A 15,154-nucleotide genomic window follows, 5' to 3' on the forward strand; every position below is an offset into this window, starting at 1 on the left:
TCGCCACAATGAATCCGGATTGTTCAGATTACTGCGCCTGGTAGATCTGGTCGAACACGCCGCCGTCATTGAAGAATTTCGGTTGCGCGGTTTTCCAGCCGCCAAAATCCTTGTCGATGGTCACCAGCTCCAGTTTCGGGAACTGCTGGGCGTACTTGGCGGCCACGTCCTTGTCACGTGGACGATAGAAGTTTTTCGCCGCAATTTCCTGACCGGCCGGGCTGTACAGGTGCTTGAGGTACGCCTCGGCGATCTCGGTGTTGCCCTTTTTCTCGGCGTTCTTGTCGACCAGCGCCACCGGCGGCTCGGCGAGGATCGACAAAGAAGGTACGACAATGTCGAACTTGTCGGCGCCGCCATCTTCTTTGAGCGCCAGGAAAGCTTCGTTTTCCCAGGCCAGCAGCACGTCACCCTGCCCGTTGTTGACGAAGGTGATGGTCGAACCGCGAGCACCGGTATCCAGCACAGGTACGTGCTTGAACAGGGTCTGCACATACTCTTTAGCCTTGGCTTCGTTGCCGCCATTGGCTTTCAGACCGTAGGCCCACGCCGCAAGGAAGTTCCAGCGTGCGCCGCCGGAAGTCTTCGGGTTCGGCGTGATCACCGACACGTCGTTCTTGATCAGGTCGCCCCAATCCTTGATGCCTTTAGGGTTGCCCTTGCGCACCAGGAACACGATGGTCGACGTGTACGGCGTGCTCGCTTCCGGCAGCCGCTTTTGCCAATCCGCTGGCAGGGTTTTGCCAAGCTTGGCGATTTCGTCGATGTCACCGGCCAGCGCCAGCGTCACCACGTCGGCACGCAGACCATCAATGACCGCCCGGCCTTGTTTGCCAGAACCGCCGTGGGATTGCTGGATTTTCACCGTATCGCCCGCATGATCCTTCTGCCAGGACTTGATGAATTCGGCGTTGTATTCCTGATAGAGCTCACGGGTCGGGTCATACGACACGTTCAACAGCTCGTAATCCTTGGCAACCGCGGTACCGGCAAAAAGAGCACTGGCCAGAGCGGCCAAAGCGAAATGGCGAATCGACGACATGGTGAAAGCTCCTGGAATTCTATTGGCTAGTTCTTATGGATTTTAGGAATCGCGGTGCCGGCTCAAGGATCGCAAGCTTCAGCCCGGCTTGTTGCCCGGCTGCTGCAATCGGAATTTTTCCTTGCGTTCGATTTGAACCACCTGGGCGTTGTGCACCGTGATTTCCACGGCACCGAAACGCAGATCGCGCAGGGCGCTCTGGATTTCACGCAGAATGGTTGCTTCGTCCTGACCGTCAACGCTACGCAGAGATGCGCTCATGGTGCTGCTCCTTCGACTGTGTGGTTGCCTGGCAGTGGCGGCACTGCTTGCGGCGTGAAACCAATAGTAGAGAGGCGCAGATATTCTTAAAAAGACTATTTAAGAATGTTTATATAACCAAAAGACTTATCTTCCCACGCACCGCGTGGGAATGCCGCCGAGGACGCTCTTCGTCCCTGATCTCAGGGTGACGCAGAGCGCCACGGGATGCGTTCCCACGCGGAGCATGGGGGAACGATCAGATGATGGGGGTTCGGGCCCAATCCAGCTCCATTGGCGGCACCGGCCGACCAAACCAGTACCCCTGGCCCTGATCAGCGCCGTGCTCAAGCAGGAACGCCGCCTGCTCGACCGTTTCGACGCCCTCCGCCTGTACTTGCATACCCATGCTCTGCGCCAGGGCGATGATGACCCGCACAATGGCCGAGTCGTCTTCATCCCAAGGCAGACCGGCGACGAAACCCTGATCAATCTTGAGTTTCTGCACCGGCAAGCGTTTTAGCCGCAGCAATGACGAATAACCGGTGCCGAAATCGTCGATGGCCAGGCGCACGCCCAATTCGCGCAGTCGATGCATTTGCTCAAGCGCGACCTCCGGGTCCTCCATCACCGCGCTTTCGGTGACTTCCAGCTCCAGGCAAGCAGGTTCCAGCCCGGTTTCGTGCAGGACCTGCGCCACTTGCCCATAAAGCTCACGACGAGCGAACAATCGCGAAGAAACATTCACCGCGACAAACGAAATTTCAACACCGGCCTGCCGCCACTGACACATCTGCTGACACGCTTGCTGCATCACCCAGGCATCGATTTCGGCAATTAGCCCAGTGCGCTCGGCGACGGGGATGAATTCTGCCGGCGAAACCAGGCCGCGCAGTGGATGCTCCCAGCGCACCAGCGCCTCGACACCGATCAAGCAGCTGGTTTGCAAGTCATGCACCGGCTGGTAATAAACCCGTAATTGCTGCTGTTCCAGCGCCTGACGCAATTGGAATGCGACTTCGACCCGTTGCTGAGCATGGGCAGTCAATTCTTCGGTGTAGAGCGCATATCCGTTGCGACCCGCGCTTTTGGCCTTGAACAGCGCCGAATCGGCATTGCGCAACAGTTGTTCGGCGCTCAACGCATCGCTGGGGAACAGGCTGATGCCTATGCTCGCATTGATAAACAGTTGGCGCCCCTCGATAGCGAAAGGCTCTTTGAGGCCGTTGATGATCCGTTGCGCCAGCGCAGCTGCCTGGATCAGTTGCGGACAGCAATCGGCCAACACGGCAAATTCGTCGCCGCCCAGTCGCGCCAGTGTGATGCCCGGGTCAAACATGCCTTTCAGACGCCCGGCTACAGCCTTGAGCAACTGATCCCCAATGGGATGCCCAAGGCTGTCGTTGATCATCTTGAAGTGATCGAGATCCACCACCAGCAATGCACAACCGCGTTTGTGAAGCTGCGCCGAGGCCAGGGCTTGTTCGGCACGATCGGTGAGCAGCAAGCGATTGGGCAAATCAGTCAGCGGGTCGTGGTGCGCCAGGTGCATCAGCTCGTGTTCGGAATTCTTGACCGCACTGATATCGGAAAACACCGCCACAAAATGGCTGCGTCGCCCCTGGTCATCGAAAATGAGGCGGATGGTTTGCCATTGCGGGTAAATTTCCCCGCTTTTGCGCCGATTCCAGATTTCCCCGCTCCACTCGCCCAAATTGTCCAGGGTGGCAAACATCGCCTGATAGAAATCCGCCGAATGACGACCGGATTTGAACAGACTGGGTCGCTGCCCCAACACCTCTTCACCTTGATAGCCGGTGATCTCCATGAAGGCGCGATTCACATGGACAATCAGCCCGTCGCTATCGGTGACCAACACCCCTTCGCGGGTGCAATCAAACACGGCGGCCGCCTGACGCAATCGCTCGCGATCCTCACTGCGTTCGCGCAGTTTGGCGCCGATGCCAAGACATCGAAACAGCCGGGCACGGGCAATGAAGATCAACCCGGCGCTCACCGCCACCCAGAGGTAACCGTTGATCAGTTGCCATCGCAACCGCTCGAGCGAGTGATCGAAGAAACTGTTCAATAAATAGTCACTAGCCTGCAGCCAGACCACAGAAAGCAACAGGTAAAGCAGCGCTGCGCGCAAGGCATCGCGATAGCTGGCAGACATACGACGGTCCATGTCCCTACAAAATTGCCGGGATTATAGATTTAAAGAAACATCCAGCCACTCTTATCTGAAAGGGCGACTGGTTTTCTGCGCGGGCTTAGTGATAATGCAACGGCTGTTTTTTATTTATCGAGGGCCCTATAGCCTATGTGGTACGAAGGTTTTCTCGGCTTGTCGCCCTGGTCGCTGGTGGCAGTCACCCTGCTGATGACCCACGTGACAATCGTCGCCGTCACGGTCTATCTGCACCGTTATTCAGCCCACCGCTCGCTGGAGCTGAATGCGGGCCTGAAACATTTTTTCCGTTTCTGGCTGTGGCTGACCACCGCGCAGAACACCCGTGAGTGGACCGCTATCCACCGCAAGCATCACGCCAAATGCGAAACCGAAGACGACCCGCACAGCCCGGTCGTCAAAGGCCTGTCCACCGTGCTGCGCAAAGGCGCCGAGCTTTATCGCGCCGAAGCGGAAAACCCCGAGACCCTGCGCATCTACGGCAAGAACTGCCCCGAAGACTGGATCGAGCGCAACCTTTACTCCCGCTTCCCGCTGCTGGGCGTGGCGATCATGGGCGTCATCGACCTGCTGCTGTTCGGCACCATCGGCATCACCATCTGGGCCGTCCAGATGATGTGGATTCCCGTGTGGGCCGCCGGCGTGGTCAATGGCCTGGGACATGCCGTCGGTTACCGCAACTTCGAATGCCGCGATGCGGCGACCAATCTGGTGCCCTGGGGCATTCTCATTGGCGGCGAAGAACTGCATAACAACCATCACACCTACCCTAACTCGGCCAAACTGTCGGTGAAGAAGTGGGAATTCGACATGGGCTGGGCATGGATTCAAGTGTTCAGCTTCCTGCGTCTGGCCAAGGTCCAGCGGGTCGCGCCGATTGCACACCGCGTCGAGGGCAAAGGCAGCCTCGACATGGACACCGCGATGGCGATCCTCAACAACCGCTTCCAGATCATGGCCCAATACCGCAAATTGGTGATCGGCCCGCTGGTCAAGCAAGAGCTGGAGAAAGTCGATCACTCGGTCCGTCACCAGTTCCACCGCGCCAAGCGCCTGCTCTCCCGGGAGACCAGCCTGCTGGATGACAAGCACCACGTACGCATCCAGAACATGCTCGAGCACAGCCAGGCGTTGAAGGTCATTTACGAGAAACGCCTGGCCCTGCAGCAGATCTGGGTCAAAACCAGCTCAAATGGTCATGACATGCTGGCTGCCATCAAGGACTGGGTACACGAAGCTGAAGCCAGCGGGATTCAATCCCTGCGTGATTTCGCTGACCAATTGAAAACCTACTCCCTGCGCCCTACCGCCTGACTGTGGCAAGGGTGCTTGCTCCCTGCGCCCTACCGCCTCACTGTGGCAAGGGTGCTTGCTCCCGCTCGGCTGCGAAGCGGCCGCCAACCTGACAAATAAAACGCGTTGTCAGGACCGCCCAGCGGGAGCAAGCTCCCTCGCCAAAAAAAGCGGGAACTTCGCTGCAAATCCCCCATCTCAAAGACACTTCGCCGCCCCGGCGGGCTTCGTTATGGCCGCTTTCGAACCTCAAGCGGCGCACGTCCTTTGAGATTTGTGCCAATGGTCAATAGAAACCAACGAGACTCATCCCCTGCGCAGTGGCCAGAAGCCGCACAAACCCTGTTGGCGCTGATGCACGCTCAAGGCGAAGTGGCGCGCCTGAGTGAGCGCGAACAGCTGTTCAGCACCCTGCTGGTCAGCGTCAACGCCGTACTTTGGGCATTCAACTGGGAAACCCGCCAGGTGCTGTATGTCAGCCCCGCTTATGAACGGATTTTCGGCCGCTCCGCCGACCTTTTGCTGTCCGACTTCAATCAATGGCGCGACAGCATCTATCCCGACGACCTGGAATACGCCGAGAGCAGCCTGGCACAGGTGCTGGAAAAAGGTGCTGTCGAAGACCGCGAATACCGGATCATCGATGGGGACGGAAAGGTGCGCTGGCTCAGCGACAAATGTTTTATCAACCGTCAGACGGACCCCGGCCTGCCACTGATCATCGTGGGTATCGCGGAAGACATCACCGAAAAAAAGCAGATGGAAACCGAGTTGCAACGCCTGGCCACTACCGACGCCCTGACCCAGAGCAGCAATCGCCGACATTTCTTCGACGGTGCGCATCAGGAATTCGAACTGGCAAGGCAGCAAGGCATGCCGCTGTCGTTCCTGATGCTGGACATCGATGATTTCAAAGTGATCAACGACACTTACGGTCACCAGGAAGGCGACAACGTGCTGCAACGGATTGCTGACAGCGGCCGCGCAGCGCTACGTCGCGGCGATCTGTTCGGGCGAATTGGTGGTGAAGAATTCGCAGCGATTTTCCCCGGCTGCTCACCGGAGATGGCCCTGCAGGTGGCCGAGCGTCTGCAACGGGAGATCCAGCGCTTGAGCTTTAACCATGACGGCCAGACATTTGGCATCACCGTCAGCCAGGGCCTGACCAGCCTCACAGCTGAAGACGAAAACATCGACAGCCTGTTTGCTCGCGCAGATGCCGCGATGTACCAGGCCAAGCGCGAAGGCAAGAACCGGATCGTCACTGCCTGAGCGGCTCAGCACAGCCCCCTGTAGGCTCGCTCCCACAGTGTTTAGGGGTGAGTCTATTTTTTGCGCATCCGCATCAACTCCGGCAACCCGATCTTGAGTAACCTCGCCGTTCGGCTCCTGGCCAGCTCTTCGATGCCTTCATGCTCAGTCAACCGCGCCAGTTGCGCCGCCATGTTCATCACCAGGGCCTCGCGCGAATAAACCCCGCCACCGAGCTGGTAGACCGCGGCAATCAGCTCTCGCAGCTCCAAAGGCAGCCGCCAGCGCGTACGTAATGCCGAACCATAGGCGGCGCCGAATTCGGCCAGCGCTTCTCCGACCTCCTCTTGCTCGTCCAACTCGCCACCGGCTTGCTTCCATTCCTGCAAGCAACGCAGCAACGCCAAATCACCCAAGCGATGCAGCATGCCCGCGCAATAACAACGTGCCTGATCCAGGTCGAGCAGGCGCGCCAGGGTTCGCGCGTATTCCGCCGTGTGCAGCGACAGGTCCCAATAGCGCTCGGCGTAGTCCGCCAGATACGGGTCGCTGAGCCGGGCACTGCGTTTGAGCGCCAGCCCCAGAATCAGGTTCATGCTTTGTCCGGTACCCAGTCGATGCAGCGCCTGAGACAAGGTTTGTACGGCGGCACCATGGTGCTGGGCCGCACTGTTGGCGGCAGCGATCAGCACGGCAGTAATCTGGGGATCGGTGCGAATTTCACTTTCCAGCACCGTCAGGTCGAGACCATTGGGGTTGAGGCTGCGTTTGACCGCCAACTGCACATCGGTCATCAACGGCGCGCCTTCGGCCAGTTCACGACGACGCTCCAGGAACACCGACAATGTCATGCCTGGCGCCAATGCCGGGATTTCGCACGACACCTCCTGGCCGGCGCTGAGCAGCAGATCCTGCAGCCGTTGGGTCAGGCTTTCCATGTTCAGCGGCTTGGTCAGGTACGCGGTAGGCGCCAAGGGCAACGCCTCGCGCACACTCGCACTGTCGTTGCGGCTGCTCATCAGGATGAAGGGCAACGGAGGATTGCGTTTGCGTTGACGGACATTGCGCAACACATTCAGGCCATCGACGCCCGGCAATTCCCAGTCGACGATCACCAGGTCATACGGGTTTTGCGCCAACAGCTCCAACGCCCGATGGCCATCGGCGCACAGATCCAGTCGCGCGTCGCAGCGAACGTTCAACAACACTTCCTTGAGCAGATCCCGGGACCAAGGGTCGGCTTCGGCAATCAGTACTCTCGGAACGGCGGGTAAATTGACGACGGTCATACAGCTCTCCCTGGCAATGTCTGAACCTTAGCGAATGCTGGCCTTTCGATACAGCGCTAATGCGCGGGTTACATTTCGGTTGGCATAAAAAAACCCGCCGAAGCGGGTTTTTTGTCGATCAGGTCACACTAGAAGATCACAGCTCGGAGAAGCACTCTTCGATGATCGCCAGACCTTTGTCCAGTTGCTCGTCCGGCGAAGTCAGCGGTACCAGGACGCGCAGAACGTTGCCGTAGGTGCCGCAGGACAGCAGGATCAGACCCTTGTCGCGCGCCTTGGCCACGACGGACGCTACAGCTGCAGCGTTCGGCTTGTGGCTGTCGCCGTTTTCGAACAGCTCGACCGCGATCATCGCGCCCAGGGCACGGACTTCGCCGATCACCGGGTACTTGGCCTGGATGGCCTTCAGGCCAGTCACCAGACGCTCGCCGACCGCTTTGCAACGATCCAGCAGGTGCTCTTCTTCGAACACTTCCATCACGGCCAGGGCCGCGGCGCAAGCGATCGGGCTACCGGCGTAGGTGCCGCCCAGGCCGCCAGGTGCGATGGCGTCCATGTACTCGGCCTTGCCGCAGACACCGGCCAGCGGGAAGCCGCCAGCGATGGATTTGGCGAAAGTGGTCAGGTCGGCGGCAACGCCCATCTGTTCCATGGCGAAGAAAGTACCGGTACGGCCAGCGCCCGTCTGCACTTCGTCAGCGATCAGCAGGATGCCGTGCTGGTCGCACAGGGCACGCAGACGCTTCATGAATTCTTTAGGCGCAACGTAGAAACCACCTTCGCCCTGAACCGGCTCGATGATGATCGCGGCGATGTCTTTCGGCTCGGCGTCGTTCTTGAAGATGCGCTCGATGGAAGCGATCGAGTCGTCGATGCTCACACCGTGCAGTTCGTTCGGGTACAGCGCGCGGAAGATGCCGCCTGGCATCAGGCCCATGCCGGCCGAGTAAGGCACGACTTTACCGGTCAGGCCCAGGGTCATCATGGTACGACCGTGGTAAGCGCCGGTGAACGCGATCACGCCGGCACGGCCAGTGGCGGCACGGGCGATCTTGATGGAGTTTTCCACGGCTTCGGAACCGGTGGTGACCAGCAGGGTTTTCTTGTCGAAATCACCTGGCACCTTGGCGTTGATTTTTTCGCACACTTCTACGTACGGCTCGTAGGCCAGAACCTGGAAGCAAGTGTGGGTCAGCTTGTTCAGCTGCTCGGTCACGGCGGCAATGACTTTCGGGTGCACGTGGCCGGTGTTCAGCACAGCGATGCCGCCGGCAAAGTCGATGAACTCACGACCTTCAACGTCGGTTACGGTCGCGTTCTTCGCGGAGTCGGCGAAGATCGGGTGGATCTGGCCAACACCACGTGGAACAGCAGCGGTACGGCGGGCCATCAAAGAAGCATTAGTCTTGCTCATACATTCCTCATTCACCGCTCATCGGGCGGTGTGGTTCAAGGATAAAGCGACGGGGAACAGCGGCGGCAGCATGCGATGATCGACTGCCACAGCGTTCCCGGTCGCCGAGAAAATTCCGGTTTGAAGCGGCGCAAAGGGACAGCGCTCTCGTGCCCTTTGCGCTTGAAGCGATCCTTTACCGGGCTTAGATGCCCAGGCAGAGGTATTTGATTTCCAGGTAATCTTCGATGCCGTACTTGGAGCCTTCACGGCCCAGGCCCGAGGCCTTGATGCCGCCGAACGGCGCGACTTCGTTGGAGATCAAGCCGGTGTTGACGCCGACCATACCGTATTCCAGAGCTTCTGCCACACGGAACACACGACCCAGGTCGCGAGCATAGAAGTACGAGGCCAGGCCGAATTCGGTGTCGTTCGACATCGCGATCACATCGGCTTCATCTTTGAAGCGGAACAGCGGCGCCAGTGGGCCGAAGGTTTCTTCCTTGGCCACGGCCGCGTTGTTCGGCACGTTGGTCAGAATAGTCGGCTCGAAGAAGTTACCTTCCATCGACTTGCCACCGGACAGCACAGTAGCGCCTTTGGCAACGGCGTCAGCAATGTGCTCTTGCACCTTGGCCACGGCTTTTTCGTCGATCAGCGGACCGGTGGTGGTGCCGTCTTCCAGACCGTTACCGATCTTCAGCTTGGCGACTGCCACTTTCAGCTTCTCGGCGAACGCATCGTAGACCGAATCCTGGATGTACAGGCGGTTGGCGCAAACGCAGGTCTGGCCGTTGTTGCGGTATTTGGAAATGATCGCGCCTTCGACGGCCTTATCCAGGTCTGCGTCGTCGAACACGATGAACGGCGCGTTGCCGCCCAGTTCCAGGGATACTTTCTTGATGTCCTTGGCGCATTCCGACATCAGTTGACGACCGATTTCAGTGGAACCGGTGAAGGACAGCTTGCGCACGATCGGGTTGCTGGTCAGTTCGCTGCCGATGTCGCCAGCGCTGCCGGACACCACGCTGAACACGCCAGCTGGAATGCCAGCACGCTGGGCCAGTTCAGCCAGGGCGAAAGCCGAGAAAGGCGTTTGCGAGGCAGGCTTGAGCACCATGGTGCAACCGGCGGCCAGGGCCGGGCCGGCTTTACGGGTGATCATCGCGGCCGGGAAGTTCCACGGTGTGATGGCAGCGGTCACGCCGATTGGCTGCTTGATCACGATCAGGCGCTTGTCAGGCTGGTGGCCCGGAATCACGTCACCGTAGATGCGCTTGGCTTCTTCGGCGAACCACTCGATGAAGGACGCGGCGTAAACGATTTCGCCCTTGGCTTCGGCCAATGGCTTGCCTTGTTCCAGGGTCATCAGGCGAGCCAGGTCATCCTGGTTCTCGATGATCAGCTCGAACCAGCGACGCAGCTTGTTCGCACGTTCTTTGGCAGTCAGTGCACGCCAGGCCGGCAGCGCTTTGTCAGCAGCTTCGATGGCACGGCGGGTTTCGGCAGCGCCCATCTTCGGCACGGTGCCCAGAATTTCGCCCGTTGCCGGGTTGTTGACCTTGATCGTCTGACCATTGTCCGCATCAACCCAAGCGCCATCGATGAAGGCTTGTTGGCGGAACAACTGGGTGTCTTTAAGCTGCATGTCGGCTTTCCTTAACAGCACCGCAATGTATGCGGAGCAAATTATGATTGTAGAAAGGCGCCTCGGTAGGCTGCCGTCAGGGAAATCATTCACCGGGCTGAAGCACAAAATAGCGCACGGAATGAACGCGTGCGGTTCAGCACCCAGACAAGAGCGTTTGAAATCTCAAACGAATCCTAGGATCAAAGGGGGTAAAGGACAATAGGGCGTTCGAAAAAAAGAACGAAAAGGTCTTTTTTACTCAATTTTTCTGATCAACGTAGCAAACGCAGCTTACGCTTTGGAAAAACGCAGGCGATTCAGCAGCATGGACGCCCGCAGTGCATATGAGTATCATGGCGCCCGCATCGCACCAGTAGCTCAGCTGGATAGAGTACTGCCCTCCGAAGGCAGGGGTCGTGGGTTCGAATCCCGCCTGGTGCACCATACGCTGTAAACAGAAAGCCTCAGGCCCTTTGGGACTGGGGCTTTTTTGTTGCCACAAAAAAACCGCCGAAGCGGTTTTTTCTCACTCTGTCGTCCAGTCAAACTCGTCGTACTCATCATCCTCGTCGTCCTCGAAGCATTCCTCTTCGAGATCGTCTTCTTCAGCAACGGCTTCTTCCGGCTGATTGAGCAGAAAATCCTTACGACTTTCGGTCACTGCTCGCCGCAGTTCCTCGCCCTTTTCTGGGCAGTTGAGCATTTGGGCGATGCGGTCGATTTTTTTTGTCACGGCATCCTCCAACGCATCGACTATGGCCCGATAGTGCGCGCTTTCGGGCCTTTATGCCAAATTGTCGAGCGTGTTAACCGATCGGTTTTCCTGCAATTCCTGAGTCGGGGCGCAAAAATCTTCAGCGATGGTAACGCCGCACCACGCTGCTGTTTTTCAGCACATGGCCTTTGATTTTTTCCAGGAACTGCGTGCGGGTCAGGCCGGCGGGCAGTGCATCCGGGGCCAGGTCCAGGGCGTAGAGCTGGATGATGTAATGGTGCGCGCTGTCGCCCACCGGCGGGCATGGGCCGATGTAACCGGTGGTGCCTTTGCTGTTGGTGCCGCCCACGCCTTCAAGCGCGGATTTGGCGCCGACGCCGGACGCAATCTGATGCGTGCTGGCCTTGATGCCGTAATGCAGCCAGTGATCGACGCCCTGCCCTTTTTGGCCATCCGGGTCGTGCATGACAATGGCGTAGCTGAGGGTGCCGGCCGGGCCGGCGTTCCAGGCCAATGCCGGTGAAACGTTATGCCCGCCACAGCCCGGCGCATCGCTGGCGGCGGCCGATGTGAACAAGCGGTCGTCCGATACACCCGGGATGTTCAGGGTGAAACGCTCCTGGGCGGCGTGTGCCGGAAGTTGCACGCAAAAAACCACGGCTACGGCCGCGAGCCAAGGTTTCAGAGAGGTCAATCGGGGCATTCCGGAGCACCTTGTGCGTGTTGGGCCGTCGTCGGCGTGCAAACTATAGCCGGACCGTTCACGCGGTGGCAGTGCCAATTGGATGAACCTCGCAACAGGCACCAGACTCTTTAGAGAAACGCCTGTCTGGAGAGCGATCATGACCCTGCATCGCGTTGCCCGTTTTACCGACGTCCCTGAAAACCAAGGTCTGGAAGTGCAGATCGACCAGCGCAAGATCCTGTTGCTGAAGGTGGGCGATCAATTGCGTGCTTATCAGGGTGAGTGCCCCCACGCCGGAGCGCCACTCGCCGAGGGTGCACTGTGCAATGGGCGCCTGACTTGCCCGTGGCACAAGGCACAGTTTCGCATCGAAGATGGCGGGTTGTGTGAGCCACCCGCACTGGACAGTCTCAAGCGTTATCCGCTCGAAGTGCGTGATGGTGAGGTCTGGGTAGACGATCAAGCGCTACGGGATGCGCATACCCCGCCCGCCGATGACGCGCGTACTTTCGTGATTGTCGGTGCCGGCGCCGCAGGTACGGCGGCGGCATCGGCCTTGAGGGAATTGGGTTTCGGCGGCCGAGTGCTGTTGATCGACCGCGAAGCCGGCGCCGGATACGACCGTACGGTGCTGAGCAAATTCGTGATTGCCGGCGAAACGCCTCCGGAAGAAATCCCTGCGTTGCGTGATGACGACTTCTATCGCGAGCAACGCATCGAGCGCATCAATGCCGAAGTAACGAGCCTCGATTGCGCCAACCGCACGTTGCAACTGAGCGACGGCCAGTCGCTGCAGTATGACGCCGCCCTGCTGGCAACCGGCGGCGCACCGAAACAATTGGAGCTGCCCGGCGCCGACCTGCCACAAGTATTCGTTTTGCGCTCAAGAACTCATGCACAACAGATTCTGGAAAGTGCCAGACCCGGTCAGCATGCAGTGATCATCGGCGACAGTTTTATCGCCATGGAGTCCGCTTCGGCCCTGCGCCAGTTCGGGCTCGAGGTTACCGTCCTTGCGCATCAACCGGTGCCATTCGCAAAACAGTTCGGCGAGACCGTCGGCAAAGCGATTCTTGCCCTGCACCAGGCCAATGGCGTGGTGTACCGAGCCGAGGGCGAAGCGACGCAGATAGAAGGAACACATAAAGTCGAAGCCGTACGCCTGGACAATGGCCAGCGACTGCCAGCGGACCTGGTGCTGGTGGGGATCGGCGTCAGCCCGGCCACGGCACCGTTTGCCGACCTGCCCCAGGAAAAGGATCATTCGCTGCGCGTCGATGGCGGCATGCGCGTGACCGACGGGCTCTGGGCCGCCGGTGACATCGCCACCTTCCCGCTCAACGGCCAGCCCTGCCGCATCGAACACTGGCGCCTGGCCCAGCAGCAGGCACGGATTGCAGCGGCCAACATGCTCGGCGGCGATGAGCATTACCTCGATGTGCCGTATTTCTGGACGTGGCACTTCGGCAAGAACTACGACTACCTTGGCCATGCGCAAAGCTGGGATGAAGTCGAGTTCAAAGGTGATCCGTTCAAGCCGCCCTTCATCGGGCTGTTCGGCAAAAACGGCCTGGTGATCGCCGCCGTTGCCTGCGATGAGGAGCGAAACATGGCAATGCTCGCCGAACGGATGAAACAGCCGCTGCCGGTGGATAACGCATGGCGACTTATCCGTGATGCACCTTGAATTCGGTCGGATGGTCGCGGGCGATGATCGACGGGCGCGCTCAGCCGTGCCCATCACCAGACAGCAAAACGCCCGGCGCCTGCTGTGTGCAGAGGCCGGGCGTTGCGGTGTAACTAAAGGTTTTTACTGGACTTCGCCAACCCCACCGAACTTGCTCATCACGAACCCGACGAACTCTTCCAGGGTCATTTTCTGGCCATTGAATTCCACCTGATTGTTGGCGTAATGCAATTTAGTGACGATGTTGTTGCCGTCCAGTTTCGCCAACTGCGAGCCCACGGCCATGCTGCTGAACATGTCGGCGGTAGCCGTGGCCTGATCGGCGATCAGCTTGGCGTCGGTCTGGCCGTCGATCTGCGACTGTACGGTAAGTACGTCAACGAGCATTGGCTTGGACACTTGCAGATTGAAGTCCAGCAATGCGATCAGCTGTCTGACCAACTGATCGGCCGGTAGATCGATCGATTGCGGCTTGGTCAGGTCCAGCACCAGGTTGGCTTTACTCTGGCCGTTACTGGTATTGAACGAGAGGTTCTCCAGGGCCACTTGCGGTCCGGCAGCGAGCAACTGCTCCAGATTGGTCTTGAGCTGCGCTTCTTCGGCTTCCGTCAGATTCAATTCCGGAACCGGTTGCCCGGCTTCGGCGGCCTCGGCAGCGGCCTGCTCGTAGGGTTGCAACTTGGTCTGATAAATCTGCATCAATGCCATGGTGGACGGGATGTCGAGATTCTTCAGACTCAAGGCCATGTGCGCAGAACCCACGGCCTTACCGTTCAGCGACACTTCACCGATCTTGTAATCGGCTCGCCCGGAAGCGCTGGTGCCAGACTCCTCGGTGTGGTTCTTCATTTCGAAATTCTTCAACCCGAGCACCGATTGCTTGGCGCCATAGGTGGTTTTGCTGTTGCTCAGCTCGACGGTGTTGTCGCCGGTGTAGTAGCCATAGGTGCTTTTGCTCAGGTTGCTGGCCAGGGTCAGACCGTTCAATTCGACCTGAACCGGCGCTTGATCCTCGGAGACGGTGGTCAGCTTCAGGCTGTCCATGTAGCCATCGGCCTTGACCTTCTGCGCCTGGGCGCTGGCCGCGACGTCCACCTTCAGGCCGGAAAACTTCAGGCTGGACTTGTCATCCAGCGCCGTTTCCAGTGGCAGCAGTTCCAGCGTGCCGTTGGTGGAGTTGTCGTAGCCGATGTTGACTACACCCTTGAGCGGAGAGGCGTCCTTGGCGGCGACGAACCATTTTTCGGTGAGTGGCGTCTTTTCCAGTTCGTAATGACTGGTGGCCATGACGGGCAGCCACTTCAGCGACATCAGGCGCGAAAATGGCAACGGGCCGTGTTCGATGTGATCGACAAACAGCAATTCCACCGGAGCCTCGCCGAACATTTCACCTTCGCCCTTGAGGCGATAGTGCGCGGTGCTGCTGAATACATGACGCTCCAGCGAAACCAGCTCCAGCGATGCGGTGCCCTTGTAACCGACCAGCGCGGCCTGCAGTTGCTTGTTGGCATCCGCCAGGGACGTGTTCAACACCCCTTCGATTTTGGTGCCGGTAAACCAGGCACCGCCAGCGCTGATCGCACCAATGGCGACAACAATTCCCAGAAGCACGCCTGCTGATTTATTCATGTATGACCCGTTCAATGTCCGTTGTTGAAGGTGTGGTCGTCTTCCCTGAACCCATGACGGGTTACGGTCACGACTGCGCTGAAAGTGAGGTGCAGATTAGCATCAGGCA

12 protein-coding genes and 1 tRNA gene are annotated in these 15,154 nt (G+C 58.9%); 4 read left to right on the forward strand and 9 right to left on the reverse strand.

The annotated features are described in order from the left end of the window. Positions 1–28: 28 nt before the first annotated feature. The 3 genes from D8U73_RS11575 to dibA form a co-directional block, all read right to left on the reverse strand. A complete protein-coding gene (locus tag D8U73_RS11575) occupies positions 29–1,042 on the reverse strand; it encodes a sulfate ABC transporter substrate-binding protein (protein ID WP_056852065.1) in 1,014 nt (337 codons plus the stop codon). A 78-nt stretch (positions 1,043–1,120) separates the two neighbouring features. Next, positions 1,121–1,303, reverse strand: coding sequence for a sulfur starvation response protein OscA (gene oscA / locus D8U73_RS11580; protein ID WP_007975618.1), 183 nt, complete (start codon positions 1,301–1,303; stop codon positions 1,121–1,123). Positions 1,304–1,541: 238 nt separating this feature from the next. After that, on the reverse strand, positions 1,542–3,458 hold the full coding sequence (dibA, locus tag D8U73_RS11585; protein WP_056852064.1) for a phosphodiesterase DibA: 1,917 nt from the start codon (positions 3,456–3,458) through the stop codon (positions 1,542–1,544). 147 nt (positions 3,459–3,605) lie between these two features. Here dibA and desA point away from each other — a divergent pair, with 147 nt between their 5' ends. Further along, positions 3,606–4,787 (forward strand): delta-9 fatty acid desaturase DesA, encoded by a 1,182-nt coding sequence (gene desA, locus D8U73_RS11590; protein ID WP_056852063.1) that lies wholly within the window; start codon positions 3,606–3,608, stop codon positions 4,785–4,787. A gap of 261 nt (positions 4,788–5,048) precedes the next feature. Next, positions 5,049–6,038: a sensor domain-containing diguanylate cyclase gene (locus D8U73_RS11595; protein ID WP_130904516.1), complete on the forward strand. Its 990-nt coding sequence runs from the start codon at positions 5,049–5,051 to the stop codon at positions 6,036–6,038. Positions 6,039–6,091: 53 nt separating this feature from the next. Here D8U73_RS11595 and D8U73_RS11600 read toward each other — a convergent pair whose 3' ends face one another. The 3 genes from D8U73_RS11600 to gabD all read right to left on the reverse strand — a co-directional run bounded on the left by D8U73_RS11600 (position 6,092) and on the right by gabD (position 10,347). Further along, a complete protein-coding gene (locus D8U73_RS11600) occupies positions 6,092–7,306 on the reverse strand; it encodes a response regulator (RefSeq protein ID WP_056852061.1) in 1,215 nt (404 codons plus the stop codon). 136 nt (positions 7,307–7,442) lie between these two features. Continuing rightward, positions 7,443–8,720 (reverse strand): 4-aminobutyrate--2-oxoglutarate transaminase, encoded by a 1,278-nt coding sequence (gene gabT / locus D8U73_RS11605; RefSeq protein ID WP_007994487.1) that lies wholly within the window; start codon positions 8,718–8,720, stop codon positions 7,443–7,445. A 184-nt stretch (positions 8,721–8,904) separates the two neighbouring features. Continuing rightward, a complete protein-coding gene (gene gabD, locus D8U73_RS11610) occupies positions 8,905–10,347 on the reverse strand; it encodes an NADP-dependent succinate-semialdehyde dehydrogenase (RefSeq protein WP_130904517.1) in 1,443 nt (480 codons plus the stop codon). A gap of 349 nt (positions 10,348–10,696) precedes the next feature. Here gabD and D8U73_RS11615 point away from each other — a divergent pair. Next, positions 10,697–10,773: transfer RNA gene (locus D8U73_RS11615), tRNA-Arg, on the forward strand. An 82-nt stretch (positions 10,774–10,855) separates the two neighbouring features. On the opposite strand, the gene D8U73_RS11620 is transcribed toward D8U73_RS11615, so the two are convergent. Together D8U73_RS11620 and D8U73_RS11625 are read right to left on the reverse strand one after the other, a co-directional pair. After that, a complete protein-coding gene (locus D8U73_RS11620; protein WP_241667769.1) occupies positions 10,856–11,086 on the reverse strand; it encodes a hypothetical protein in 231 nt (76 codons plus the stop codon). A gap of 97 nt (positions 11,087–11,183) precedes the next feature. After that, positions 11,184–11,747 carry a YbhB/YbcL family Raf kinase inhibitor-like protein gene (locus D8U73_RS11625; RefSeq protein WP_056852058.1) on the reverse strand — a complete coding sequence of 188 codons (564 nt, stop codon included), beginning with the start codon at positions 11,745–11,747 and terminating at the stop codon, positions 11,184–11,186. A gap of 139 nt (positions 11,748–11,886) precedes the next feature. On the opposite strand from D8U73_RS11625, the gene D8U73_RS11630 reads away from it, so the two are divergent. Continuing rightward, entirely contained in the window at positions 11,887–13,416 is a 1,530-nt protein-coding gene (locus D8U73_RS11630) for an apoptosis inducing factor family protein (RefSeq protein ID WP_130904519.1), read from the forward strand. Between the two features lie 123 nt (positions 13,417–13,539). On the opposite strand, the gene D8U73_RS11635 is transcribed toward D8U73_RS11630, so the two are convergent. Further along, positions 13,540–15,045, reverse strand: a complete 1,506-nt coding sequence (locus tag D8U73_RS11635) for a YdgA family protein (RefSeq protein ID WP_130904520.1) — start codon at positions 15,043–15,045, stop codon at positions 13,540–13,542. Between the last annotated feature and the right edge of the window lie 109 nt (positions 15,046–15,154).

The organism is Pseudomonas sp. Sample_22 (genome assembly GCF_004307635.1).
GTDB lineage: Bacteria > Pseudomonadota > Gammaproteobacteria > Pseudomonadales > Pseudomonadaceae > Aquipseudomonas.